Origin of the sequence: Neobacillus sp. NPDC058068 (genome assembly GCF_042885335.1) — a bacterium.
Lineage (GTDB): Bacteria > Bacillota > Bacilli > Bacillales > Cytobacillaceae > Neobacillus.
Genome location: NZ_JBHVSI010000010.1, coordinates 48,025 through 71,267 on the forward strand (window position 1 = coordinate 48,025; position 23,243 = coordinate 71,267).

Genomic DNA, 23,243 nt, shown 5'->3' on the forward strand with positions numbered 1-23,243 from the left:
ACGTCTGGCGCTATTATCATTTGTATAGTTATCCATTCATGAAAAACCATCCTTAACCCAATTAATTTCCAATATTTTTCCATATCGCAGCTGATTTCTCCTCATGAACATTCCTCCTGTTAACAAATTTTTGATGATTGATTGGGTATTTTGCTATACTTTTCCTAATGATAGTTTTCCAAAGAAAATCAAGGTGAGTGGATGACAATGAGATACGCTAATTTAGATAATGTGTCAAACAACAAATCGTTTAAAGACATGAGGAAATGGCAGAAAGAACGTCGAAGTAAAGTAAAGGATTTATCGGTAAACATCGAACAATCTCCCGTTAAAAAAGTGAGGGAACTATTCGAAAACAGAAGTCGAACTACGTATACGTGGGTTGGCCATTCTACTTTTTTGCTTCAACTAAATGGCATCAATATCCTAACTGACCCTGTGTGGGCCATGCGGATGGGGTTTCAAAAAAGATTAACGGAGCCGGGCATTTCCTTAGCTGATCTGCCGGAAATTGATCTCGTCGTCATCTCCCATGGCCATTACGACCATTTGGACTTCCCGACGCTGAAAAAATTAAAAGGCAATCCGCATTACTTTGTTCCGGTTGGGTTAAAGTCCCTTTTTATCCGAAAAGGCTATCAGAATGTGACTGAGATGAGTTGGTGGGAAAGCACCGAATACGGAGGGATAACCGTTCATTTCGTCCCAGCCCAGCATTGGACGAGACGAACGTTGCGTGATATGAATACATCCCATTGGGGCGGCTGGATTTTTCAAACTACCGAAGAAACGTTTTATTTTGTGGGCGATACAGGCTATTTCAGCGGCTTTCACCAGATTGCGGACCGCTTTACAATCGACACCGTGTTTATGCCGATTGGCGCCTATGAGCCGGAGTGGTTTATGGCCCCATCCCATATTTCTCCGGAAGACAGTGTGAAAGCGTTCATCGAATTAAAAGCGAAACACTTCGTGCCGATGCATTATGGCGCCTATCGCTTAGCCGATGACACGGGACCGGAAGCATTAAAACGGTTATTTCGTGAATGGGAAAAGCGGCAGCTCCCCGAAGAACAATTAAAGGTGCTCTTTCTTGGGGAAACGGTGATGGGATCTGAATAGCAAGAGAAATTACGCTGGCCAAACAACCACAATGTCTTAAATACCCCTTCTTATAGACATAAAACGAAGGCTAATCACCTAAAATACAAAGACGTATAAAAACTTTAATAGACAGAAGGAATGGCTCCCTTGGTTAATTTTTCAAAAAAACAGGACATTAAAATGCTTCGTTTTTCGATAACCGTGTTAACTGCATTCACCGGCGGCCTGGTGTTCACCGCACTTCATACACCAATTCCATGGCTGCTTGGACCAATGGCGGCTGTTTTAATTGGTGCAAGGTTTGGAAAGATTCATTATTATTGGCCAACTTATATACGGGATACGGGATTAATCATTGTCGGTTATTCAATTGGTTTATCTTTCACGAAAGAAGCGCTCATGCAAATTACGGCGAAACTGCCTTCGATGCTGATCATGACCGTTTTACTCGTTTGTTTTTGTGCCGGAATTGCCTGGGTTGTTTCCAAGCTTACGGGCGTGGATTATCCAACTGTACTTACCGGCAGCATTCCAGGAGGACTTTCGCAAATGATTATTTTTGCCGAAGAAATGAAAGGAATCGATATTACCACGGTGACGTTCCTGCAAGTGGCCAGATTAATGATGATCATTTTCTTCGTCCCTTTTCTCATTTTTGGGCCGCTTTTTAAAAATACGGCTATTGAACCGACATCGGATTTGGTTGTAAAGACAATTCAAACTTCAGGACCGCTATTTTCAACCATTGTTTTGTTTGCCGTGATATGTGTGCTCTGTGCTTTTCTTGCCAAAAAATTCAAGTTTCCTACTCCCTATTTATTGGGACCCATACTTGGAACAGCCATCGCCAGCATTTCAGGTTTCCATGGTCCTGCTCTTACGTCGCCAATATTGGACGTTTCGCAATTTATGATTGGAGGCTACATCGGCTTATTATTGAAGCCTGAGAAGCTGGAGCATAAGGCAAAAATAATTACCCTTGCGCTGCTTAGTGGGCTGCTGATGATTATCGGATCTGTCGGTTTAGGTTTGGTGCTTGTTCATTATTACCATATTACCCCATCCACCAGTTTATTAAGCTTAGCTCCCGGCGGTATGGATCAAATGGCGATTCTTGCTCACGAAGTCCATGCAGATTTATCGATGGTAACCGGGTACCAATTATTCCGGCTGTTTTTTATCTATTTTGCCGTACCACCGCTCCTTAGGTTATTTTTCAAAGTTGGAAACAGAAAAACGAGGAAGGCAGCTTGAGACCGCCTTCCTCGTTTTTTTCCTGTAATGTCAAATTGCGATGTTTTATTTTGGATAAAGAATCTCATCGATAATCCCGTACTCTTTCGCTTCCTCAGCGCTCATAAAGTAATCCCGATCGGTATCCTTTGCCACCTTTTCAACTGGCTGACCGGTGCGTTCTGAAATAATTTGATTGATATGTTCTTTTAATTTTAAGATACGCCGCGCTGATATTTCGATTTCTGTTGCTTGCCCCCTGGCACCACCCAAGGGCTGATGAATCATGATTTCACTATTTGGCAGGGCGTACCGTTTTCCCTTTGTACCTGCAAGCAGTAACATGGCCCCGAATGAGGCGGCCATACCAGTGCAAATCGTTCGAACATCCGGCTTAATGTACTGCATCGTATCGAAAATAGCAAATCCTGCTGAAGTTGACCCACCTGGGCTATTAATATAGAGAGAAATTTCTTTATCTGGGGCGTCCGCTGCTAAAAATAATAATTGGGCCACGACACTATTTGCTGTGTGGTCATTTATTTCATCACCGATAATAATGATTCTGTCCTTTAGCAGCCTTGAATAAATATCATAAGAACGTTCCCCACGATTAGATTGTTCGATCACATATGGAATGGTACTCATTTACTTTTCCTCCTTAAAGCGATTAATTGGCTATGCCGCCATACAGAGAGTGCTTGAAGGGGAATAAGTTTGAATCGGTTGTAAATTCCGTGAAACAAGCTTTGGCACTTCACTAATACTTGTTAGCGATGGAATGGATTGAATCAAGACGGTTGGGTCTTGATTTTTCAAGGCATCATAAAAAATGTCTGAAAGCTGAACCCGCTCTTCCTGATCCCAAAATGATTCGGCTGAATAGGAATGATCATCTTTTTCGAGACGTTTTTTCACCCGATGAAGACTTGCCTTCACAGCCATTTCTGTCGTGTTTAACAGCTCCGCTATTTCCTTTAACTGATATTGAAATGCCTCTTTTAACATAAAGATAACGGCTTGCTTTGGCGTAAAATGTGTCAAGAGCAGTTTAACAGCATGTGACATATCATCGAGTTGAGCTGTTAATTCATGAATGGAATGATCAAAATCAGCCTCGACCGTCACATTTTTTCTTTTTCGAAGCAAATCAATCCAATGATGATAAGCAATTTTATTTAACAAAGCTGAACTCATTTGTTGCTGGTTATATTTTAATGCCTTAAGATAGGTCTCCTGGGCGATATCGTCTCCATCCCATGAGTTTTGGGTTAGAAAGCGGCAATATCGCTGAAGCTTTGGATAATATTCGCTCCACAGCCTCTCATCAACCTGTGAATTTTCATTGCTGAAAGGGCTAAGCTTTTGTGGCATGGTTTTCACTCCTTTTGCACTCTCTACCCAATAAACGTTTCAAGAAGGATAAAAAGATACGGGGTCAAAAACTTTTTTAAAACATAATATGCTAATTAACCTATTTTTCACTTGAACAGACTGAATAAAACTTGGTAATGAAATTAATTTTAATCAGTTTACATAATACTATTATGTATTTTTAAAAATGGCTACAAATAATAAAGTCCGATTTACATAACATTATTATGTTGTATCATAAAAAACGACAGTGAACTGTCGTTTGATTTCAATAAAGCCGTTTAGTATAGCTTTCATTTAAGCTTGCTTCGATTGTTTCAGCACTGCTATTTGGAAGCTTTGCGTGTTCAAATAATATTTGAGCAGCTGAAGGTAATGTTTCTTGATCAGCCCATATGTGCGGCTCCCATAATCCTGAGCGTTTAATGGCTTTCGCGCAATGGATAAAACATTCCTCTACTTCTACCCCAATCCCGACAAGTGGTTTTCGTCCTCGTACTGCCATCGTTTCAAGCAACTCGTTATCTTTTACTAAAGCTGCCCTGCCATTAACTCTAAGCGTTTCTCCTAAACCAGGTATGAGAAATAGCAGCCCTACTTTTGGATTGGATAAAATATTTCGCATAGAATCGATTCTTTTATTCCCTGGTCTTTCGGGGATAATTAGATATTTCTCATTTAAAACATGAACAAATCCAGGACTATCCCCGCGTGGTGAAACATCACAAAAACCGGAAGCATCAGCAGTAGAAAGAACTAAAAATGGTGACTTGGAAATAAAGTTTGAACAATGGTGATCAATAGATGTAATCACCTTATTTTTAACTAATTCACTTGGAAAACCAACAAAGGAACGCAGTTCTTCTTCTGACTCAATAATATTTTTAAATGGATTGCCAATCTCCAAAAATATCAACCCCTTAGTAAATAATCTCTCTCTAATTATATCGTTTATGTAACAAAGAATGATTGTTTACTAATAATCAATTTTTTTTGATAAAAAGGGGAATGAATGATTGCCCCCCAGTGAAGTAACGTATTAACTTACTGGGGGGCAGGCAGCTTAATTCGGTTTATTGCAGCTTCAAGTGCACTATGAACCTCTCTTTCTAACAATCATCTAAACCAATGATTGCAGGAAGTGATCCGATCCCTTGGATTCGGTGCGGATGGGTGTATACGTTAAACCCGTTTCCGCGAATAAAGCCTACCGCGGTAATTCCTAGTTCCTCGGCTAAGGTTAAGGCAAGATTGGTTGGCGCTGATTTCGATAGGATTATTCCAACCCCAATCTTGGCGGCTTTCAGCAACACCTCTGATGAGATTCGGCCGCTAAAAGCTATTATCTTATCCTTTAGTGAAATTCGGTGGATAATGCAGTAGCCAAACAGTTTATCTAAGGCATTATGACGGCCGATATCAGTTCTTGATACTACAATTCCATCACTTGTACACAGAGCTGCATTATGAACGCCACCTGTTTGCTGAAAATGAGAAGAGCTCTCCTGCATCTGCCTCATTAACTTCCGGCATTGCTCCGGCGTGATCGTCAATTTTGTCATTACCGTTTTTGCTGTTTTCACATCATTATGAAAGTAAAACTGCCGACCTTTTCCACAACAGGAACCTATAAATCGCTTCGAATGAAACTCTTTAAAAACGGAATGTTTGTTTATCAGGTCAACATACGCGAATCCCCTATTTTCATCAATTTGAAGGGATTTGATATCCTTGTAAACGCGAATAACACCTTCCGATGCTAAAAATCCAACCACCAATTCCTGCAAGTCAGAAGGGGTACATACCATGGTGGCAAACTCATTTCCATCTACTACAATTGTTAAAGCTGATTCAACTGCAACATCATCCTCATCCTCAAAAAAGTCTTGTCCGTTAAACCTGAGAATGTTTTGTGAAGTAGTAATTTCATTTAACACATGCTTCGCCCCTTTCTATGGAAAACTATCCTACTTCTATTTCAAGTTCAGGAATTGGCTTTTCAAGATAGACAGTATCTTTCCTAGCGTTATATCGTTCTGCTTTTTCCACATGCACGGTGATATTGTAATCAGGGATTCCAGCAAATTTCTCATATCTGCCCCGCGGCAGCAAGAAGTTCCCCTCTGGGAAGTGCACTTCGATATTACCTGGTGCAATCTCAACAAATTTTGCTGTGCCTTGGAATACGCCGAATCCGTTATATACGACGATTCCTTCACCCTCGGCAATGCTTAGTTTTTGCCCATCGACAGCACTCATTAACACGTCATAACGACCTGCCCCGTTTAACGGATCCACCTCATTGTAAACCATTGAATTAAACTGCTTCCCACGGCGGGAGGTGACGATAAATTGTTCAGGTTTCTTATTTAAATCGGGAATTTCAACAGGTATTAAACTTCCTTTTCCGTCAGGAGTTGGACAAATCCCGTCTTCACATAGCCAAGCGCCGCCCCACTGGAAGACGTCTCCCTGTTCTTTCAAGTGTTGGATGCCCTCATAATCAGGGTTTGCTTTCGCAATTTCCCGACGAACGGCATAACCGTCAGCAAAATCAACCAAATGAGCCGTTTCCGGTTTCACACGCTTAGCAAGATTGATAAATATCTTCCATTCTGCCCTTGCTTCTTCCACCTTTTGTTTGTTACCGGGTATCTCAGGTGAAAAATAAACCATCCGTTCTGTTGAAGTACTCGTACCGCCATCTTCCTGCTCATAACGTGTTTTTGCCGGCAATATGATGACTGCTTCTTTTGCATCGACTAATGTCGAGGTGTTTAAAATAATATCTTGGTGCACACGAATTTCTAATTCAGATAAGGCCTTTTTTATAAAATCAGGGTCAGGCATCGTCTCTAAAAAGTTACCGCCAGATAAGTAGTAGAGTTTAACTTTGCGCTCATGGGTTTCTGGAAGGACAATGTTTTCCAGAGTAACTCCCACGATATCTCCCTGCCACTTTGGAAGTTCAAATCCCCAAAGCTGTTCGATTCTCTCGACAGTATTCCCATCCCAGCCGCCGCCGGGTAAGACGAATGGATCAGCACCCATTTCACCGCTTCCTTGAACGCTTGAATGTCCCCGGAACGGCATAAGACCTGCATGCTTTCGTCCCAGGTGTCCGCGAAGAAGTGCCAAGTTTGCTACTTGAGAAATATTATCAGTGGCGAATGAATGCATAGTAAGTCCCAATGCCCATGCATACACAGCATTTTTACTACCCGCTAACAGTTTAGCTAATTCAATAATCCGTTCTTTCGAAACGCCGGAAGATTCAACGATGGCTTCCCATGATTGGTCTTGAACCTTTTTCTTAAGCTCTTCATAACCATTCACATGTGCCTCAACAAACTCGTGGTTGATCGCAGAACCATACACCTTTTCTTCCATATCAAACCAATGCTTCATAATCCCATGCATGAACGCGATATCTCCACCAATGTTGACTTGATAGAAATCATCTGCAATTTTGGTTCCGAACAAGGCCGATTCCGGGTTTGAAGGAATCCAATATTGATCCATCGCTGGTTCCCGGTAAGGGTTGACAACAATGATTTTAGTTCCCTTTTTCTTAGCTTCGAGCATATATTTCGATGATACAGGTGAGGAATTAGATGCGACACTTCCCCAAAATAACAGGACATCTGTGCCAATCCAGTCTAAATAATTGCATGTTGAAGCTCCGACACCAATTGAACGCTTTAAAGCTGTTTTACTTGGTGCGTGACAAATCCGTGATGCATTATCAATGTGATTGGTCCCAAGAAAACGGGCTACTTTACCGGCTGCATAATAGCTTTCATTTGTAATCCCGCGTGCTGTTAAATAAAAAGCAAATTGTTTTGGATCCAGCTTTCTCATTTTCAACGCAATCATTTCCATCGCATGATCCCAAGTAATCCGGGAAAATTTTCGTTCCCCTTTACGGCGGATTAACGGATAGGGAATTCGGCCCAGCTTCCGAAGCTCCGAGCTGTCATATTTCCTTAATTCATCTATATCTGCATGAAGAATTTCAGGCTTAATCGCAGGCATGGTATTGAGTCGTAGGACATTTAAGCGAGTTGTACACACATGTGGCCCTGTTAACGTCTGGTCATATAAACCGGATACACCAAGCGCGCAGCCATCACAAACCCCTTTTGTTAAAATATTGGCGGCATAGCCGAGATTATCTTTATTCTCCCAAGCGACCTTCATCGTATCGCGAATATGTTTTGGTTTCATTTTTCCTAGTCCAAAAGGAATTGGACTCACCCAGTGTTCGGGTGCAGGCACAACTGATTTTTTCTGTGGCCCCGGATGTAATGTTTTTCCCATCCTTCATTCCTCCTCAAAATCTCCAATTTTAAAAAAACAAATAAAAAACCACCCAGGACAGCATTCATCTCGAAAAAGGATGAATGCACCAAGGTGGTTAGTCTTCAACAGGTTCGCTGCCAAGTACCAACTATTTTAGTAGTCATTAATTTTTAAACTTCTCTTCAATATCCCGATCAAAGACGAAGATGGACATTCCTTTGTCCTCTTCGATATTGATATCAACAAATACCTTAACGAATTCTACTCCTAAAAGTTCCTCCATCTCAGCAGGATGATTTTTCTTATAAATCTCCTTTACCATTTCGGTCCGAGCTGCCCGCAGCATTTGTTTTCCATCTTCGGCAGTGGCAATAAATTTTTCAATCGGAGATAGATTCCCCTCTAATTCACAGATTGCCCAGTTCTTACAAAAGGTTGTTCGTACTTGACTAGGACCTTTCCCCATATGCCGTTTACGATACGCGCGAACAATATTACTAAATTCCGCCTCATATTTATTCAATAAACTCATCTCACTTGCTATTACTTCAGGTTAACACACTGTTAACGTTGTTAATATTGTATTAGTTTACTAGAAAATTTGCAACTTTCTTAACTTACCTGATTTTTCAATGGTGTATTTTTATTCATTTGGCCTCGTTTTAGCTTATTAATATCAACACGGATAAGTATTGAGATGACAAACGCTATGACAAACAATCCTGAGAAGACCGTTAAGCTGCCTGAATAGCTGCCTGTTGTATCTTTGATCCAAGCGGCAAATAATGGACCCGCAAGACCTGCTGCTGCCCAAGCCGTTAGAATATATCCATGGATTGCTCCGAGCTGCTTTGTGCCAAACAAATCACCGATATAGGCCGGAATCGAGGAAAATCCACCGCCATAGCATGTATAGACGATAATTAACATCCCCATGAACAACCATTTAATCGATACTTCTGGTAAGAAGTAGAAAATCACCATTTGCAGGACAAAGAACGATGTATAGGTAGCAGGTCGACCGATAATATCTGAAAAACTAGCCCAGCCAATTCTTCCTAAACCATTAAAGATTCCAATCGCTCCGACAAGAGCTGCGGCTGCCGTCATATCAATGCCGATACTTTCCATCGCAAGTGGCTTTGCAACTGCTAAAATCGCAATTCCACAGGTTACATTAATAAATAGCATCAGCCATAAGTACCAGAAACGTTTTGTTTTAACCGCCTCATTGGCCATCAGTTGTGATAAATCCATATTAGGTTTTGCTTTTCCACTATTAATTTTCTCTTTATATCCGTCTGGGAGCCATCCTTCTTCAGGTTTTTCAAGATAAAGCGAAGATAGCATCATGATGATGAAGTACGAAATTCCAAGTATGTAAAACGTAATGGCAACACCTACTGACTCAATGAGCATGTTCATAATTGGACTAGCAATAGCGGCTGCAAATCCAAAACCCATAATCGCAAGTCCGGTTGCCAGTCCTCTTCGATCTGGAAACCATTTTACAAGAGTGGAAACAGGCGCAATATACCCCACTCCTAATCCAATTCCGCCAAGTGCTCCATAGAAAACATATAATAGGTATTTTGAACCTAAATGGACAGCCAGACCAGACCCGACGATTCCCACTCCAAAAAAGATCGCAGCTAGTAACCCTGATTTTCTAGGGCCATATTTTTCAACAAAGTGACCCAGAAATGCGGCTGACAAACCTAAAAATAATATAGCAATACTGAATGTCAGCGCCACTTCAGAATCAGTCCAACCGAATAAGTCTTTTAATGGGGTTGTAAAATTACTCCATGCGTACACGGAACCAATTGAAATGTGAATTCCAACTGCCGATAAAGCAATCAGCCACCTATTTTTTGTCTTTTTCATATTTACCTACCTCTCCCTTTTGGAATTCATGTTATGTAAAAGCTTTGTGAACAAATAAAAACCGTTGAAAAAATTCACTGTAGGTTCCTTAGAAAAAGGAATCTTAATGAATTCTTACAACGGTTTGCCTTAAACAGGGACGCTGTTAAGTACCAACAGTTATTGTTTACTAGAGTAATAAATACCTTTAACCGATCAACAGGAACGCTATTTCGTATTAAAAGCGACTCATAATTTTTTAAAAGTTCACAATTTGTTCACATTTGATGTTTTTTATCATACCATGGAAGCTAATTCAATTCAAGAGATAAAAAAATATCTAATGAAGCGGGTTTCAACTGCTATATTTCACTGTTATCAAATTGTAATACTCTTATAACATGGTTGACAGAATTATCTGTTACAATTTTGATACACTGAATAGTATGAACATTTGGAAGATTAATAATAAAATAATTATTCTAAAAAGAAAGTAGTGATGTTGAGTGATCAAAAGAATCCTTATATTGTTTAGCTTAGCCATCATGCTTACCGCCGTCGGGAAAGAATTTTCTATACATATGGTATATGCTGAATCGTTTAGTGACTTACATAATCAAGACGATTTAACCCAAGTAAAGCAGGCTGCCATTCAAACAAGGCCATTAACAGCTGAACCAGCAATTCCAAACCACCAAGGGAAATTTGTTAGCATAAATGAGCAAATGAAGCGTGTTTCCGAGGCTATTCAAGAGAATAATCTGGCAATCCAAAAAACAGATCGTGAGGCTTATGCGGCGAAATTAGAAGTGGAAAAACTTGAGCAAGAGGTTCTTATTTTAAAAGATAGTATCGATAAACGGACACAGGTATTAAAGCAGCGTGCTCTTTCCTATCAACAAAGTGAAAAACACGCTGGCTATCTTGACGTACTGCTAGGTTCTACAAGTCTTAGTGATTTTGTTGACCGCGTTGGGGCAGTAGCTGCCATAGCGGAGGCAGACCGAAATCTGTTGGAACAGCAGGAAAGCCAGCAACGGGAATACGATAACAAAAAGCTGTCCTTAGAAAAGAAACTTACGGCGCTTGCCAGTATGAGAAAAAATCTTGAAATAATGCAGGCTCACCTAACAAAACAACAAAAAGAATATGTGGTGTTAAAAGAAAAGCTTGACCAAGCATCTAGGAAAAAGGAGATTGCTCATACAAACATTGAGCCCATTCCGAAAGTAAAGAATAAGTACATAAGTACGGTCACCACCGCCGGGAACAAGTACATTGGAAACTCTGTTTATGTGTTTGGCGGCGGAAGAAATGCCCGTGATATTGCCCAAGGCAGGTTTGATTGCTCCGGCTTTGTTCATTGGGCGTTTGCACAAGCAGGTATCGAAATTGGCAGCCATACAGATTCGATAAAAAAAGACGGTCGTCAAGTTTCTCCTCAAGAAATGCAGCCAGGAGATCTTGTCTTCTTTGACACGTATAAACGAGACGGACATGTGGGGATCTATCTTGGAAACGGAAAATTCATTGGATCCCAAAGCTCTACCGGTGTCGCCATTGCCGACATGACGAAAGGTTATTGGAAAAACACGTTTAAGGGGCGTGTGATTCGAATCTAATTCGTCCCGTGCACTTCGATTAGGTAAACTGACTAGTTTTTGCGGCGCTCCGCCCTTTTCCATAAAAAAAGCCCTTAATTTTAACATAAGAGCTTTCAAAAGACATATTTTATATTAAATTCTCATTGATTTTATTGATACGAATCTCATGTTTATGTCTTCTTCTCTTTAGTCTATTAGCTTTTTCTTTTTCATAGAAATAATGAACAATAAAGTAAGAAATAATGCTAAGGATAATTCCAAAAATGGTCATTCCGATTAAAGCATGGACTCCCCCATGAAGGAGGCCAACTAAACTGTGGAAATCACCTTGCATTAATTGATGAAAAGAGAAAGATGTATGGTGCCCGATTCTGACTTGCATTGGAAAGATTGCTTTTCCAAGTGTTCTCGCAAAAGGTAAAAGAATCACGGGAAGTAGCGTTAGTTTTCCAATGACATTTCCGATGATAGACGCTGGTAATGATCCTTTTGCCAAACGGACAATTGGTACAAATAATATATATATAAGTGAAGCAGTTGAAATTACGAGCATTTCCAAGCCAAAGCCAAGGGCAAATCCCAATGATACCTTTTTGGCTCCTTCAGGAGAACGAAGAAGTTTTAAGAAGTTTAACTTAAAAGCACGTCCAAGCCGTTGAAAAACATTATACTTTTTTTGTTTTATGCTCATAAGGTACCCCTCCTAGTGAAAAAAAAGATAAGTTTATTATATTCTATATTAGCGTTAAATTCTAACCCTTCAAAAAATTTTTTTCAGCTAAAAAGAATTGACACAGCTGGTCTAGCTGTATCTTCTATTTTACACATTAATTATTAAAAATTAATAAAAAATTTATTAGTTATTGGTAAATGTTAATGGAAAAACTAATTCCTGCCCCACTACTCGCTCTAAGTAACCACGACTGCCTTTTTTCCGGCTCCACAGGCATAATTCCCCCCTTTTAGTGACCATGTCACGCTATTTTCAGGCTCCACGGGCACTATGAACCTCTCTTAGTGACCGTGACGGGCTTTTTTCCAGCTTCACGGGCATTATGAACCTCTCTTAATGACTGTAACGGGATTTTTCCAGCTTCACTGGCAATATAAACCTCTCTTAGTCAGGCTCCACAGGGCAATGTTCAAGTACGGCAGAGTTTTGAAAAAACTACCACGATACAGTGGTGTCAGGCACCTGCCACTAGAAACGGTGTATTTGAGACTTAAGCATCAGGACCTCCTAATCATTTTTAAAATTATGACTCTTCCATATATTCAGTCTTATATTACGATGTTATTATTTACCTGTACATACTATATTTTAGGAGGATAATGTTTTGAGGCTATGGAAGAGAACACTTATTTTTTTAGTTAGTATTTTGACTGTTGCTGTATCTTCGACCGTTTATGCAGCGCAGCCAGGATTATCTGATTTCCCCGAACCAGTTGACCCACAGTCCTGGGTTCTTCCACGGGATATGACGTGGAATGATTACAAGCCTGTTCCAGGAGTAGACTGGAACACTGCTGACGTTAAGGCCGAAAGAGTCATCAGGGGCGCTCTCATTATTGTGGATTTCAAAGACCAGGATTTTATCTTGAGCCAGCCTAAAGGGTCAGAGATAGCCGGCAACCCGGTCATATCAGGAAAAATACCTCGCAATGATCTTGGAAAGTTTTGGGAGGACTTCCTCAACAAACCTCAAGCGCTAAACAACTATCGGACAGTAAATGAATATTGGCGTGAAAACTCCTTCGGTAAATGGCAAATTGAGGTCAAATCCTTTGGTACGTATCGGATGGAGGGCAATGAATTCGAGTATGGTCTTAACGAGTTCGGGCAGACGGTAAACATGCCTGCCGGCTTCAAAGGTAGAAACCTAAGGACAGAAGCTGTTAACGCAGCGAAGGCTGATATGGCTGCTTCCGGTGAAAAGTTCGATTTTAATTTTGTCATCCATGCAGGATATGACGAATCAGGCGTCTGGCAGGAATTTGGCGAAATGATGTTTCAAAATGCCGATGCGATAACAAATCCATTCGGACCAATTGTTGCTGGAGCAAATGTACCTGGTATGCCCAATTCGGCGATTACCCGGTACGTACCGTGGACCTCCTGGTATGCTGCCAAAAGTATCTGGTCTAGTGCCAGCGGTGGCACATCCATCCAAGGTGAAAATGATGGAATGGGCGTTTTTGCTCATGAATTTGGTCATATTATGAATCTTGGCGACAACTATAACAATCCATATGCTATTCCTGTATCCCGAACTTACTCGGGTCCTTGGGAAATTATGAGCCGCGGCAGCTTCAACGGTCCAGGTGGTTCACACACTCGCTGGATGGTCCCATCTACTCTTGGAGCATCCGCACCATCACACCATATGCTGCGAAATAAAATCAAACAAGGCTTCCTCGCGCCGGACCAATATCTGAGTCTAGACCGCGACAAACTTGCTGAAACTGGACCTGTGTTCGCCGATATTCTTGCGCGTGAGGTGCCTACTGGCAGCGAATTTGGACGCGAGGGATTACACGGCATCAATATCAGCATGGTGGATAACACACCAGCAAACTCACTAAATGACGATTGGCGTGCTGACATGCAGCGCGGGGCTAAATGGTACGATAACTATACTGTCGAAGTAGTCGACCGCGTAGGTTCAGATTCTTTTGTTCCGGACTCAGGTGTATTACTGGCGAAAACAAAGAATAGCGAATCTGCACCAAACATCTGGGTAGTAGACTCACATATAGAAGATATCAATAAAGTAGACTTCAAACGTCCAGATGGATCCACTGCCATGCTCTCCAAGGGGGATTATCAACAGTTAGCCGACGCCCTCTTTAAGGCTGGGACCGGTGATGACGTGGTCAGTGAGTACACAGATAAATATAACCGTCTTCACTTCTACATGTTAGATAAAAAATATGACGCAACAGGTGCTCTTTCCTATCGGGTAGCAGTGCGGCATCTGGATGGCGCTGGCTCCTTTGCACGTGGTGTATCTGTTGCAAACGGTAGTTCAGACTTTGCTACACCAGGTAAAGTAGCAGTCTACTATTTCAATGTAAAGAATACAGGAAATGCAACAGATCTCATTCGTCTTAATGCCAAAACTAATGCTGGCTGGGAAATTCAGTTACAACATAACGTGATTGAAGTGGAAGCTGGTAAAACGGTTTCCGTACCAGTTTACGTAAAGATTCCTAAAGGCGGCAAAGGTCAGCTTCAGCCAACACCAACAAACCTTACCTTCACAAGCACATCTGAGACTGATGCAGGAAAGAAATCTACCGTGACTCGTCGTGTTGGTCCTGGTAATGGAAATTAAAGAATAATAGTTAAAGAGGTAATACCCCTTGGGAATTACCTCTTTTTTTAGACAGATAGATTCATAGGAAGCAAATTTAAAACCAGCAGCCTCCAAAGGGAAACTGCTGGCTTTCATTTACAGAGGAACATAGTCTACCGTTTAATAAATCATTGGAGGATTTAGCAACACAGCTTACTTTTAAAAATTAACGCCTTTTTTCCCTTCCACGATTGGCAGGTTTATAACGCTTTGGCCAAGATGGACATTGAAAGTAGCTCCAGTTGCCGAAGGAAGTGTCCGCTGATACGAGCTTCCTGCTATAATGACTCCGATGCGATGGCCTTTCTTAAAGACATAGTCATGAGGCAATGCGCCCCACTCAAATTTATAATTTTTACCTGGATTTAGTGGATCTGTTGCTAATAGTGATTTCCAATTTTGCGGATCAAACCAGCCTCTAGAGACAATTTCATATGCTGCTGTACGGAACGTTTTTTCTGTCTCTCGATAGCAAGCACTATCTGTATCCGAACTTTCCCCCCAACAGCTTACAGTTGCCAATGTTTTGATTCCTTCTCCACTTCCGGTATGATTGACCCTTGTATCCATTCCATAATCGACAATCATCACGGTTAAATTGGAATTATCCTTATCTACAGTTGCTCGAAGTGAGATTTCCGGTACACCGCTCATGCGGGCATCCTCGCTCAGTGGTTCAGTGAGGAATACTAAACGGTCGCTTTTCACGGTCATTTCATTTGTGACCATCGCCGTCTCTGTTTGCCTCGGATTGTCTGTAAAGGTTTGCGTAAAGTTTCCTTTTACCGGACCAGTTGTTAAAACTCCAGGTGAATTTTCGTTTTCCCCAGGTGCAAAGCGAATTTTCGTTGATTTCACATTTTTCTCCGGCCATGAGGCATGGGTTTCCCAAACATCTGCTGCTCGTTCAATATCTATAGCAGGTTCATCCATGATGCCATTTTTCATGCCAAGGAGCCAGTAGTCAAACCAGCGATGCAGCGTATCGACCCACTCAGCTCTGCGGAAATCAAATGGATCGACGTGGCCTGTTTGGGCAAGCCATAGTTTGCGAGGCACTTTCTCCTTATTTAGTGCTTCCCACCAGTCATTGAAATGGTTCATCTTCACGTTTAAGTCATTTAAACCGTGGATGGCGAAGACACTGGCCTTTACGTTTTTGATATCTTTAACATAGTTTCTTTCATTCCAAAAATCATTGTAGTCGCCGGTGGCGTCATCTGCCGCTTGATTTACACGATCGAACACATGCTGACATGTTGCTTTCCGGGAACTGTTTACTACCCTGCTTGCCAATCCACCAGGCCCATTATTATAGTATGTAAGCCCTGCATAGCGGTAATAATTATACCAATTGCTAATTGCGCCAATCGGAACGATTGTTTTTAAGCCTTCTACTCCCGTAGCCGCGACACCATTTGCTAATGTGCCATCATACGATTTACCAATCATCCCAACATTACCGGTTGTCCACGAGGCCTTTACCTCGTTATTATTTTTATCAACTGCCGTTGCCCTTCCATTAAGCCAATCGATTACAACTTTAATACTTTCAATCTCTTCATAACCGCCGGTGGTTGGGCAGCCATCTGATTGGTTGGTTCCTACCATATCCGGCAAGACAACTGCATATCCTCTTGGAACAAAATAATTATCATAATAAAGCGGAAACTTCTCATTAATCCCGTCTTTATCTTTGTCCTTTACTTCACTTTCATTGCCTCTTCCTAAACTCTCATAGTAAGGGCTGGCATCCATAATCACAGGTACCTTCAGACCTGCGTCAGATTCTTTCGGCCGAATGATGTCTACGGCAATTCGATCAGGAACCCCGTTTTCATCCGTGTCAAGGCTTGATTGGACAAAAACGGTCTCGCGGATGGCATCCTTGTAGGAATATTTCGCCTCTGATTTTACATTTGCAAACGAGTTTACTGCTTGACTCTTTTTCGGCACTACTGTTTCCGCATTTGTATAATTCACAGATGATAGCGTTAAAGCAATGGTTGTTACTAAAGTGGTTACTAGAGAAAACGCTCTCTTTTTCATTAAATCCCTCCTTTACCCTATTAAATTCAATTGTAGGATATGGAGGGATCTGCCAATAGTGCATAAATTACCAATTTTCACACTATTGATTTTTATTTAATAGGTTAAAGGACTTACATCTTTTAATAGAGAAGAGTCTTTTTAAAAAGCTAGTTTACTCGTAAAATCGATTAATTAACATTCAGCACTTCTCGTTTTTCCTCTGCACCTAATAAATTGGCTAAATAATCGATGGTCGTTAAATATAGAATGCCATTCCCTTCAAGCTTTGGAGAATTTCCTAGTGGCACGGTCCTTCTAATCAGTTGAGCATATAGTTCCGGCTCAGTTAGCTTTCTTTCAAAAGCTTGATTCGATATCGCTTTAATCAGCGCGAGTGCGCCCGATACATGCGGTGTTGCCATTGACGTTCCACTTAGTTTTGCATATTTTCCATTAAGGTAAGTTGATAGTATATTTTCACCTGGAGCGACTAAATCTACTTCCTCATTTGAATTGCTAAAGTCCGAGATATGGCGACCCAGTCCGGTTGCGCCTACACTGATTACCTCGTTATAAGCAGCAGGATAGGAATACTCGTTTGTTGAATCCCGTCCGTCCCCTTCATTTCCGGCCGCACAAACAACGAGAATCCCACTTGCGACGGCCTTTTGAATGGCCTCGTGCAATTCAGGAACATCTGCAGGACCGCCAAGGCTCATCGAGATAATATCCACCTGTTGTTCAATCGCATAATAGATTCCATTAATAATCCACTCATATTGTCCGGAGCCATGTTTATCAAGAACCTTAACTATTAATAGGTTTGCTTCCGGTGCAACTCCTATTACTCCGAGATCATTGGCGGTTGCAGCCATCGTACCAGCAACATGTGTGCCATGACCATTGTAATCCTTGTAGATTGTTTGATCACTGCGGTCATCCTTCGTGAAATTTCTTCCGCCAATAATTCGATCCTTCAAGTCGGGATGGGAACTCTCACAGCCAGTATCCAAAATGGCGATTGTGATCCCCTTCCCTTTTGTTTTTCCCCACACTTCCGGGGCCTGAATCAATTCCACCCCTGTTGGCACCTCGGTTACCTCTTCAAACTCTGCAATCACCTGGTACGGAATCAAGCGTACTTTTCGCTCCATCTAATTCCCTCCTAACAGATTTAATTGAAGCCAACCCATGCTGTTAGTAATAGTTTAACAATTCTGAATCTATTAAAACAGATTCCTTTGGAGTGTTTTTTGTGATTTTTTAACATAATAGATAACGAATTTGAAAAACAAGCAGCAATAAGTAACATTGTATAGCTTTTGATATATTCGTTACTTTCGAAAAGAATTCTTAATAAAAATTATATAATCCAGTAAAACAATAGTGGTTTTATGTATGATACATTGATTTTAGCCTTTTAAAAAAACATGAGAGTTTGTAAGAATAAATTTTGCTTCTATTTAGCGAAAAAGAATGAGTTGATTACATGTTGAGCGTAAAAGAAGTTACTGTCCAATTAAAGGTCGCAGGGATAACAGATAGCGAACAGATCGTTATACGTTGGATTTTGGAAGGGAAAATTAAAGCTAAGCGGACGAAGAATTTAAATATTGATTACTTAATCAAACCAGCTGATTTAGCAGCATTCATATTAAAAATGCTGATTGAGAAAAAGAGCAAACAATTTGGCGTTGATTATCAAAACTGGGAAAAAACGTTCCATGAAAACCAGAAATTAAAAGAGGAAATCGAAGAATTAAAAAGTATAATTCGCATCGAACAATCCAAAGTTCGCGGCTTAAAAAAAATGTTAACTGCAGAATATGCTCTATCCGAGTCTCCACCTTTTACATATTCCGCATTTTTAGGATTAGATCCGGATGCTGACAAAGCTTTGATAAAAAAAGAGTTTAAAAAATTACTTAAAGCTCTTCATCCTGATCGAGGAGGAGATGAACGGCTTTTTAAAGTGTTTTATGAACAGTACAGGAAATCCGGTGTTTAACCAAGGGTTTTATGATTTTGAGCACAATGTTGATTGGAGTGGAAGGCGCGAGACTCCTGCGGGAGCAGCGGGACAGGTGAGACCCCGCAGGCGCTTTAGCGCCGAGGAGGCTCACCGCCCGCCCCGCGGAAAGCGAAGCGCCTGGAACGGAAATCAACATTCTCTTTTAACACAGCCAATATAAAAAACCTCGAATAGTTAGACAAGCCATTTTAGTATCAAAATCAGGGCAATTACCTAAATATTTTTCAAAAAACGATGCCACTTTTTACATAGCTGCATTTAATGTAAGGTGAAGGAGGATGATGATCATGACTGAAACGAATTTTCATCAAATTGCCCATGAATTACTAAAAAAGGAAGTTGAGGTTATTACGCTTCGAAGGGATTTTAGCGGACGGCTGATAAATGTTGGTACGGATGTGATTGTTTTGGAAAGAAGGGGCAGAATTCGTCCGGTGAATTTGGCAATAAGAATCGAATCGATAGTGTTAATTTATCATGCCGAACCAATGCCAAGAGGACCGTTTGGATTTGCTCCGGAGGAATTTGAAGAGGAACACCACCATGAAAGCAGCGATGAGAGAAAAAGATAAAGATTCATTTGTTGGCTTTTAACTGAGCTTGGCGGGTAATGTCCTTCATAGCTCATATGAAGGACATTCTCTCCGCCTATTAGTTAATATCAAAGCGACGCGAATTCTGTTACCAGCTGGTCGAAACGCTTTAAGGCGTTGTTAATCGGTTCTGGCGAGGTTAAATCGACGCCTGTTTTCTTTAATAATTCAAGTGGATAATCGGAACTTCCACTTTTTAGAAACTCTAAATAGGCCATTAAGGTCGCTTGGTCACCGGCAAGCAGCTTCTCGGCAATATGAATAGCAGAGGCATAGCCGGTTGCATATTTATATACATAAAACGGACGGTAGAAATGCGGGATTCTTGACCAGCCGTATTTGACTTCATCATCAAAAACAACCTCTTCGCCATTGTATTGCCTGAATAACGATTCGTACGTTTGATTAAATACGGCTACGTTTAGCGGCTTGCCTGATTCCGCGAGCTCATGGGTGATTTTTTCAAACTCCGCAAACATCACCTGTGTATAGAAGGTTCCTCTAAATTGATCGATAAAATGATTGAGTAAATGCTTTCGAATCGCTTCATTTGTTTCTTTATTAAGTAAATAGTTAATCAGCAATACTTCATTCACGGTTGAGGCCACTTCGGCGACAAAAATGCTGTAACCGGCTGAGATTCTAGGCTGGTGTGAACTAGAGTACCAGGAATGCATTGCATGACCGAATTCGTGAATCATCGTGAACATACTGTCTAGGTCGTCATGTTGATTTAACAGGACAAATGGGTGGACACCATAAACCCCTAAATTATAAGCACCGGAACGCTTTCCTGGCGTTTCCCGTACATCAATATAACGGGCGTCTTTAAATGTTTTCAGTGTGTTGACGTATTCTTCGCCAAGCGGCGCTAATGCTTCCAGAATGGTGCCATAGGCGTCGTCATAAGAAATTTCGATTTTCACCCCGTTCACAAGCGGGACATTTAGATCATATTGATGCAATTCCTCTACCGCCAGCTTTTCTTTTCGAATCGCTGTATAACAGTGGAGCGGAGCGATATTAGCCTTCGTTGCCGCAATCAGATTTTCATAGACTTCCTTGGGAACCATGTCCCCGAACAATCCCTTCTCCAATGCTGAAGGATAGTTCCTTAGGCGTGCCAGGGTTACATTTGTTTTAATATTGGCAGCCAAGGTGGAGGCAAGCGAATTTTTCAATTGAAGGTATGGTTGGTAATAGGCCTTATAGGCCTCCTGGCGCTTATTTCGGTCGTCATCTTCAATCAATTTGGAGTACATGCCGCGCGTTAATGCCACTTTATCGCCATCATCCGTTGTTACCTCACCGAATTTGATATCAGCATTATTAAGCATGTTATAGGTTTGGCTAGGAGCTGAGAGTGCTTCCCCTAGATGGGATAGAATTTCTTCTTTTTCCTTACTTAAGACATGTTTCTTGTAACGGTACGCTTCGAATAGATCCTTTTCAAAGTAATCCAGCCGTGGTTCTTGTTGAATAAATTCTTTTAAGGTACTTTCTTCAAGGCTTAATAAATAGGGCATAAAGAATGCTGTTGCGGCATTTAGTTTGACAGCTAGCTGCTTGGCCCTGTCAACCAGTGACTGCGCTTCGATATCCCTCGTGTCCACATCTGACTGCAGCATTCCATACACATACACAAGGTTGAATTTGCTCGATACTTCTTCTTTTTCTGCTAAATAATTATAAAGGGATGTTCCATCTTGAATCGCGCCATCATATTGTTTTAATTTGGTTGTCATTTCTTCGATACCGCGATAGTCCTCTTCCCATGTTTCTAACGATGGATAAATGTCCTCCATGTTCCATTTTTCCTTCTCTGGCACTTCCGCTCTGGCTTGATAGGTTTTCACCACAAGCATCCCTCAATTCTTTTTTTAATGGTTTGCTATTTTTATTATAACGGATTCAATTAGAAATTTTTTAATAAAACATCACAATTCGATGTGAAATCGCTTCCTTCACCCGAAGACACTTATGAAATATTAGTGTCTATTTAACCTGATAAAATTTTGGATGATTTTGCTGAAAAAAAGTGGTGGACTTATTTTTTAAGCCTGCTATAATCCATATAGATACTAAACATTACTATTTAAAGGTGGACATTATGGGGAACACTTGCAGGTATGTTGTCAACGCACTTGGAAAAGGTGGGGAAACATATTATACTCTTTGCAAAGATAAACAAGAATTACAGAATTGGATAACCAATAATCGCGAGAAATTAATAATGGAAGAACTAATGATTACCGATAAACAGCAAAATCTATTTTCGAAATTGTTCAGCTCTAAAAAACTATATTAAAAGATTGACGCCATTTCTTCGGAAATGGCGTCATTTCATATTTTTAGCGATTACAAGCATTTCTAAACTACTTCTTTTATTTTCACTTCCACGAACTTCCGTTTTTGAATGTAGTTCAGTCTGAATGATAAAGCGATGCCTGCTGCCAGTAATCCAACAGTTAATCCAAGCCAGTAGCCTCTAGCTCCTAGGCTAGTAAAATGGGCGAGGAGATAACCGACCGGAAGGCAAATCAGCCAGTAAGCTATTAACGTCATAATAAAGGCAAGATTGACGTCCTTGTACCCTCTTAACGCAGCCTGCGCTGTTACCTGAATCGCGTCACAAATTTGAAAAAAGAGAGCAAAAATTAAAAAGTTCGCCGTTAAGTTGATGACCGCTGCTTCATTGGAATAAAATCCGGCAACCTGGTAGCGACATATAACGACAAATACTCCGCTAATCACCGCACTTAAAATCGCTAGGTAAATCCCGAGCCAGCTGTATTGTTTCGCATCCTTATAACGGCGGGCACCGACCTCATATCCGACAAGAACCGTTTGGGCCATCGAGATACTGATTGGAATCATATAGAGAAAGGAGACGATGTTTAACGCCGATTGATAGGCCGCGATTGTCGTGACGCTAAACTTACTTAAAAGAATCGTGACGACGGCAAACATACTCGTTTCAAAAAAGGTGGACAGCCCCATCGGCACGCCAATTTTTAAAATTTCCTTACATTTATCCCATGAAAACTCCTTCATATTGACAAACACAGGAAATAAAGAAAATGGAACTTGTGTTTTCACGATGAAAATAGTCATGGCCATTATTGCCCAATAGGTAATCGAGGTCGCATACCCCGCCCCGGCTCCGCCGAGTTCCGGAAAACCCAAATTTCCAAAGATGAGACAATAGTTCAAGAAGAAATTGAGTGGTAAGGCTAACAGGAGGATGACCATTACGACTCTTGTTTTTCCGAGTGCATAAATAAACGAGCGCAGCACGTTAAAAATAAACAAAGGAAGCAGTCCATAACTGAGGCCAACCAAATAATCAAAAGCTGTTACTTGCACACGGACGGGCAGCTTCATTTTATCTAAGAGAGGATCTAACAGGAAAAAACCTGCGATGATTACGACTGCAGCAATGATGACGGATAGGTAGATTCCATGCTTGACAATTGAGGAAACCTCTGCGTTTTTCTTCTCCCCGAAACGTTGCGCCGCAATCGGTGATACAGCAAGCAAGATCCCGCTGATTCCCATGAAAATCGGACTCCAAATCGAGGAGCCGATCGCCACACCAGCAAGGTTGGAGGAATCATATTTGCCTGACATAATCGTGTTGAAAAACACCATTGAAAACATGCCAAGCTGGGTAATTAAAATTGGAATTAATAATACAAAAATTTGTTTTGTCTTTTCTTTGATGGTAAACGTTTGATTCATAACAGGA

Annotated in this window: 19 protein-coding genes; 7 read left to right on the forward strand and 12 right to left on the reverse strand. The window is 41.0% G+C overall.

The window, feature by feature from the left end; translation table 11 throughout:
• Nucleotides 1-201: 201 nt before the first annotated feature.
• Both ACFVSW_RS13060 and ACFVSW_RS13065 read left to right on the forward strand, forming a co-directional pair.
• The gene (locus tag ACFVSW_RS13060) at nt 202-1,122 is read left to right on the forward strand and encodes an MBL fold metallo-hydrolase (RefSeq protein ID WP_387316573.1); all 921 of its coding nucleotides are present in this window, start codon (nt 202-204) and stop codon (nt 1,120-1,122) included.
• 129 nt (nt 1,123-1,251) lie between these two features.
• Complete coding sequence (locus ACFVSW_RS13065; RefSeq protein ID WP_387316575.1) at nt 1,252-2,358, forward strand: AbrB family transcriptional regulator; 1,107 nt, start codon at nt 1,252-1,254, stop codon at nt 2,356-2,358.
• Between the two features lie 45 nt (nt 2,359-2,403).
• On the opposite strand, the gene clpP is transcribed toward ACFVSW_RS13065, so the two are convergent.
• From clpP to ACFVSW_RS13100, 7 genes are all read right to left on the reverse strand, one after another.
• The gene (clpP, locus tag ACFVSW_RS13070) at nt 2,404-2,985 is read right to left on the reverse strand and encodes an ATP-dependent Clp endopeptidase proteolytic subunit ClpP (protein ID WP_387316577.1); all 582 of its coding nucleotides are present in this window, start codon (nt 2,983-2,985) and stop codon (nt 2,404-2,406) included.
• A gap of 30 nt (nt 2,986-3,015) precedes the next feature.
• The gene (locus tag ACFVSW_RS13075; RefSeq protein WP_387316579.1) at nt 3,016-3,711 is read right to left on the reverse strand and encodes a sigma-70 family RNA polymerase sigma factor; all 696 of its coding nucleotides are present in this window, start codon (nt 3,709-3,711) and stop codon (nt 3,016-3,018) included.
• Nucleotides 3,712-3,979: 268 nt separating this feature from the next.
• The gene (locus ACFVSW_RS13080; protein WP_387316581.1) at nt 3,980-4,618 is read right to left on the reverse strand and encodes a pyridoxamine 5'-phosphate oxidase family protein; all 639 of its coding nucleotides are present in this window, start codon (nt 4,616-4,618) and stop codon (nt 3,980-3,982) included.
• A gap of 202 nt (nt 4,619-4,820) precedes the next feature.
• Entirely contained in the window at nt 4,821-5,648 is an 828-nt protein-coding gene (gene fdhD / locus ACFVSW_RS13085) for a formate dehydrogenase accessory sulfurtransferase FdhD (RefSeq protein ID WP_387316584.1), read from the reverse strand.
• A gap of 25 nt (nt 5,649-5,673) precedes the next feature.
• Complete coding sequence (locus ACFVSW_RS13090) at nt 5,674-8,031, reverse strand: FdhF/YdeP family oxidoreductase (protein WP_387316587.1); 2,358 nt, start codon at nt 8,029-8,031, stop codon at nt 5,674-5,676.
• Nucleotides 8,032-8,176: 145 nt separating this feature from the next.
• Nucleotides 8,177-8,536: a Na-translocating system protein MpsC family protein gene (locus ACFVSW_RS13095; protein ID WP_024026596.1), complete on the reverse strand. Its 360-nt coding sequence runs from the start codon at nt 8,534-8,536 to the stop codon at nt 8,177-8,179.
• 89 nt (nt 8,537-8,625) lie between these two features.
• Entirely contained in the window at nt 8,626-9,900 is a 1,275-nt protein-coding gene (locus ACFVSW_RS13100) for an L-lactate MFS transporter (RefSeq protein ID WP_387316591.1), read from the reverse strand.
• A 488-nt stretch (nt 9,901-10,388) separates the two neighbouring features.
• Between ACFVSW_RS13100 and ACFVSW_RS13105 the strand changes: the two genes are divergently transcribed.
• Nucleotides 10,389-11,501 (forward strand): C40 family peptidase, encoded by a 1,113-nt coding sequence (locus ACFVSW_RS13105; protein WP_483872066.1) that lies wholly within the window; start codon nt 10,389-10,391, stop codon nt 11,499-11,501.
• A 109-nt stretch (nt 11,502-11,610) separates the two neighbouring features.
• On the opposite strand, the gene ACFVSW_RS13110 is transcribed toward ACFVSW_RS13105, so the two are convergent.
• Nucleotides 11,611-12,174 (reverse strand): DUF2062 domain-containing protein, encoded by a 564-nt coding sequence (locus tag ACFVSW_RS13110; RefSeq protein ID WP_387316597.1) that lies wholly within the window; start codon nt 12,172-12,174, stop codon nt 11,611-11,613.
• A 646-nt stretch (nt 12,175-12,820) separates the two neighbouring features.
• Between ACFVSW_RS13110 and ACFVSW_RS13115 the strand changes: the two genes are divergently transcribed.
• Nucleotides 12,821-14,818: a M6 family metalloprotease domain-containing protein gene (locus tag ACFVSW_RS13115; RefSeq protein WP_387316600.1), complete on the forward strand. Its 1,998-nt coding sequence runs from the start codon at nt 12,821-12,823 to the stop codon at nt 14,816-14,818.
• Between the two features lie 180 nt (nt 14,819-14,998).
• On the opposite strand, the gene ACFVSW_RS13120 is transcribed toward ACFVSW_RS13115, so the two are convergent.
• Both ACFVSW_RS13120 and ACFVSW_RS13125 read right to left on the reverse strand, forming a co-directional pair.
• The gene (locus ACFVSW_RS13120) at nt 14,999-16,888 is read right to left on the reverse strand and encodes a Xaa-Pro dipeptidyl-peptidase (protein WP_387316602.1); all 1,890 of its coding nucleotides are present in this window, start codon (nt 16,886-16,888) and stop codon (nt 14,999-15,001) included.
• A 170-nt stretch (nt 16,889-17,058) separates the two neighbouring features.
• Entirely contained in the window at nt 17,059-18,024 is a 966-nt protein-coding gene (locus ACFVSW_RS13125; RefSeq protein ID WP_387316604.1) for a S8 family peptidase, read from the reverse strand.
• A 335-nt stretch (nt 18,025-18,359) separates the two neighbouring features.
• On the opposite strand from ACFVSW_RS13125, the gene ACFVSW_RS13130 reads away from it, so the two are divergent.
• Nucleotides 18,360-18,878, forward strand: coding sequence for a DnaJ domain-containing protein (locus ACFVSW_RS13130; RefSeq protein WP_387316606.1), 519 nt, complete (start codon nt 18,360-18,362; stop codon nt 18,876-18,878).
• Nucleotides 18,879-19,189: 311 nt separating this feature from the next.
• Nucleotides 19,190-19,474: a hypothetical protein gene (locus ACFVSW_RS13135; protein ID WP_387316609.1), complete on the forward strand. Its 285-nt coding sequence runs from the start codon at nt 19,190-19,192 to the stop codon at nt 19,472-19,474.
• An 89-nt stretch (nt 19,475-19,563) separates the two neighbouring features.
• Here the strand turns inward: ACFVSW_RS13135 and pepF are convergent, their stop codons facing one another.
• Complete coding sequence (gene pepF, locus ACFVSW_RS13140) at nt 19,564-21,360, reverse strand: oligoendopeptidase F (RefSeq protein ID WP_387316612.1); 1,797 nt, start codon at nt 21,358-21,360, stop codon at nt 19,564-19,566.
• 245 nt (nt 21,361-21,605) lie between these two features.
• On the opposite strand from pepF, the gene ACFVSW_RS13145 reads away from it, so the two are divergent.
• The gene (locus ACFVSW_RS13145) at nt 21,606-21,803 is read left to right on the forward strand and encodes a hypothetical protein (protein ID WP_387316614.1); all 198 of its coding nucleotides are present in this window, start codon (nt 21,606-21,608) and stop codon (nt 21,801-21,803) included.
• A 62-nt stretch (nt 21,804-21,865) separates the two neighbouring features.
• On the opposite strand, the gene ACFVSW_RS13150 is transcribed toward ACFVSW_RS13145, so the two are convergent.
• Entirely contained in the window at nt 21,866-23,236 is a 1,371-nt protein-coding gene (locus tag ACFVSW_RS13150; RefSeq protein ID WP_387316616.1) for an MATE family efflux transporter, read from the reverse strand.
• Between the last annotated feature and the right edge of the window lie 7 nt (nt 23,237-23,243).

Coding starts and splice junctions, on each gene's coding strand:
- ACFVSW_RS13060 (WP_387316573.1), top strand. CDS start 202: ATGACAATGAGATACGCTAATTTAGATAATGTGTCAAACAACAAATCG.
- clpP (WP_387316577.1), bottom strand. CDS start 2,985: ATGAGTACCATTCCATATGTGATCGAACAATCTAATCGTGGGGAACGT.
- ACFVSW_RS13075 (WP_387316579.1), bottom strand. CDS start 3,711: ATGCCACAAAAGCTTAGCCCTTTCAGCAATGAAAATTCACAGGTTGAT.
- ACFVSW_RS13090 (WP_387316587.1), bottom strand. CDS start 8,031: ATGGGAAAAACATTACATCCGGGGCCACAGAAAAAATCAGTTGTGCCT.
- ACFVSW_RS13100 (WP_387316591.1), bottom strand. CDS start 9,900: ATGAAAAAGACAAAAAATAGGTGGCTGATTGCTTTATCGGCAGTTGGA.
- ACFVSW_RS13110 (WP_387316597.1), bottom strand. CDS start 12,174: ATGAGCATAAAACAAAAAAAGTATAATGTTTTTCAACGGCTTGGACGT.
- ACFVSW_RS13120 (WP_387316602.1), bottom strand. CDS start 16,888: ATGAAAAAGAGAGCGTTTTCTCTAGTAACCACTTTAGTAACAACCATT.
- ACFVSW_RS13125 (WP_387316604.1), bottom strand. CDS start 18,024: ATGGAGCGAAAAGTACGCTTGATTCCGTACCAGGTGATTGCAGAGTTT.
- ACFVSW_RS13130 (WP_387316606.1), top strand. CDS start 18,360: ATGTTGAGCGTAAAAGAAGTTACTGTCCAATTAAAGGTCGCAGGGATA.
- ACFVSW_RS13135 (WP_387316609.1), top strand. CDS start 19,190: ATGACTGAAACGAATTTTCATCAAATTGCCCATGAATTACTAAAAAAG.
- pepF (WP_387316612.1), bottom strand. CDS start 21,360: ATGCTTGTGGTGAAAACCTATCAAGCCAGAGCGGAAGTGCCAGAGAAG.
- ACFVSW_RS13145 (WP_387316614.1), top strand. CDS start 21,606: ATGGGGAACACTTGCAGGTATGTTGTCAACGCACTTGGAAAAGGTGGG.
- ACFVSW_RS13150 (WP_387316616.1), bottom strand. CDS start 23,236: ATGAATCAAACGTTTACCATCAAAGAAAAGACAAAACAAATTTTTGTA.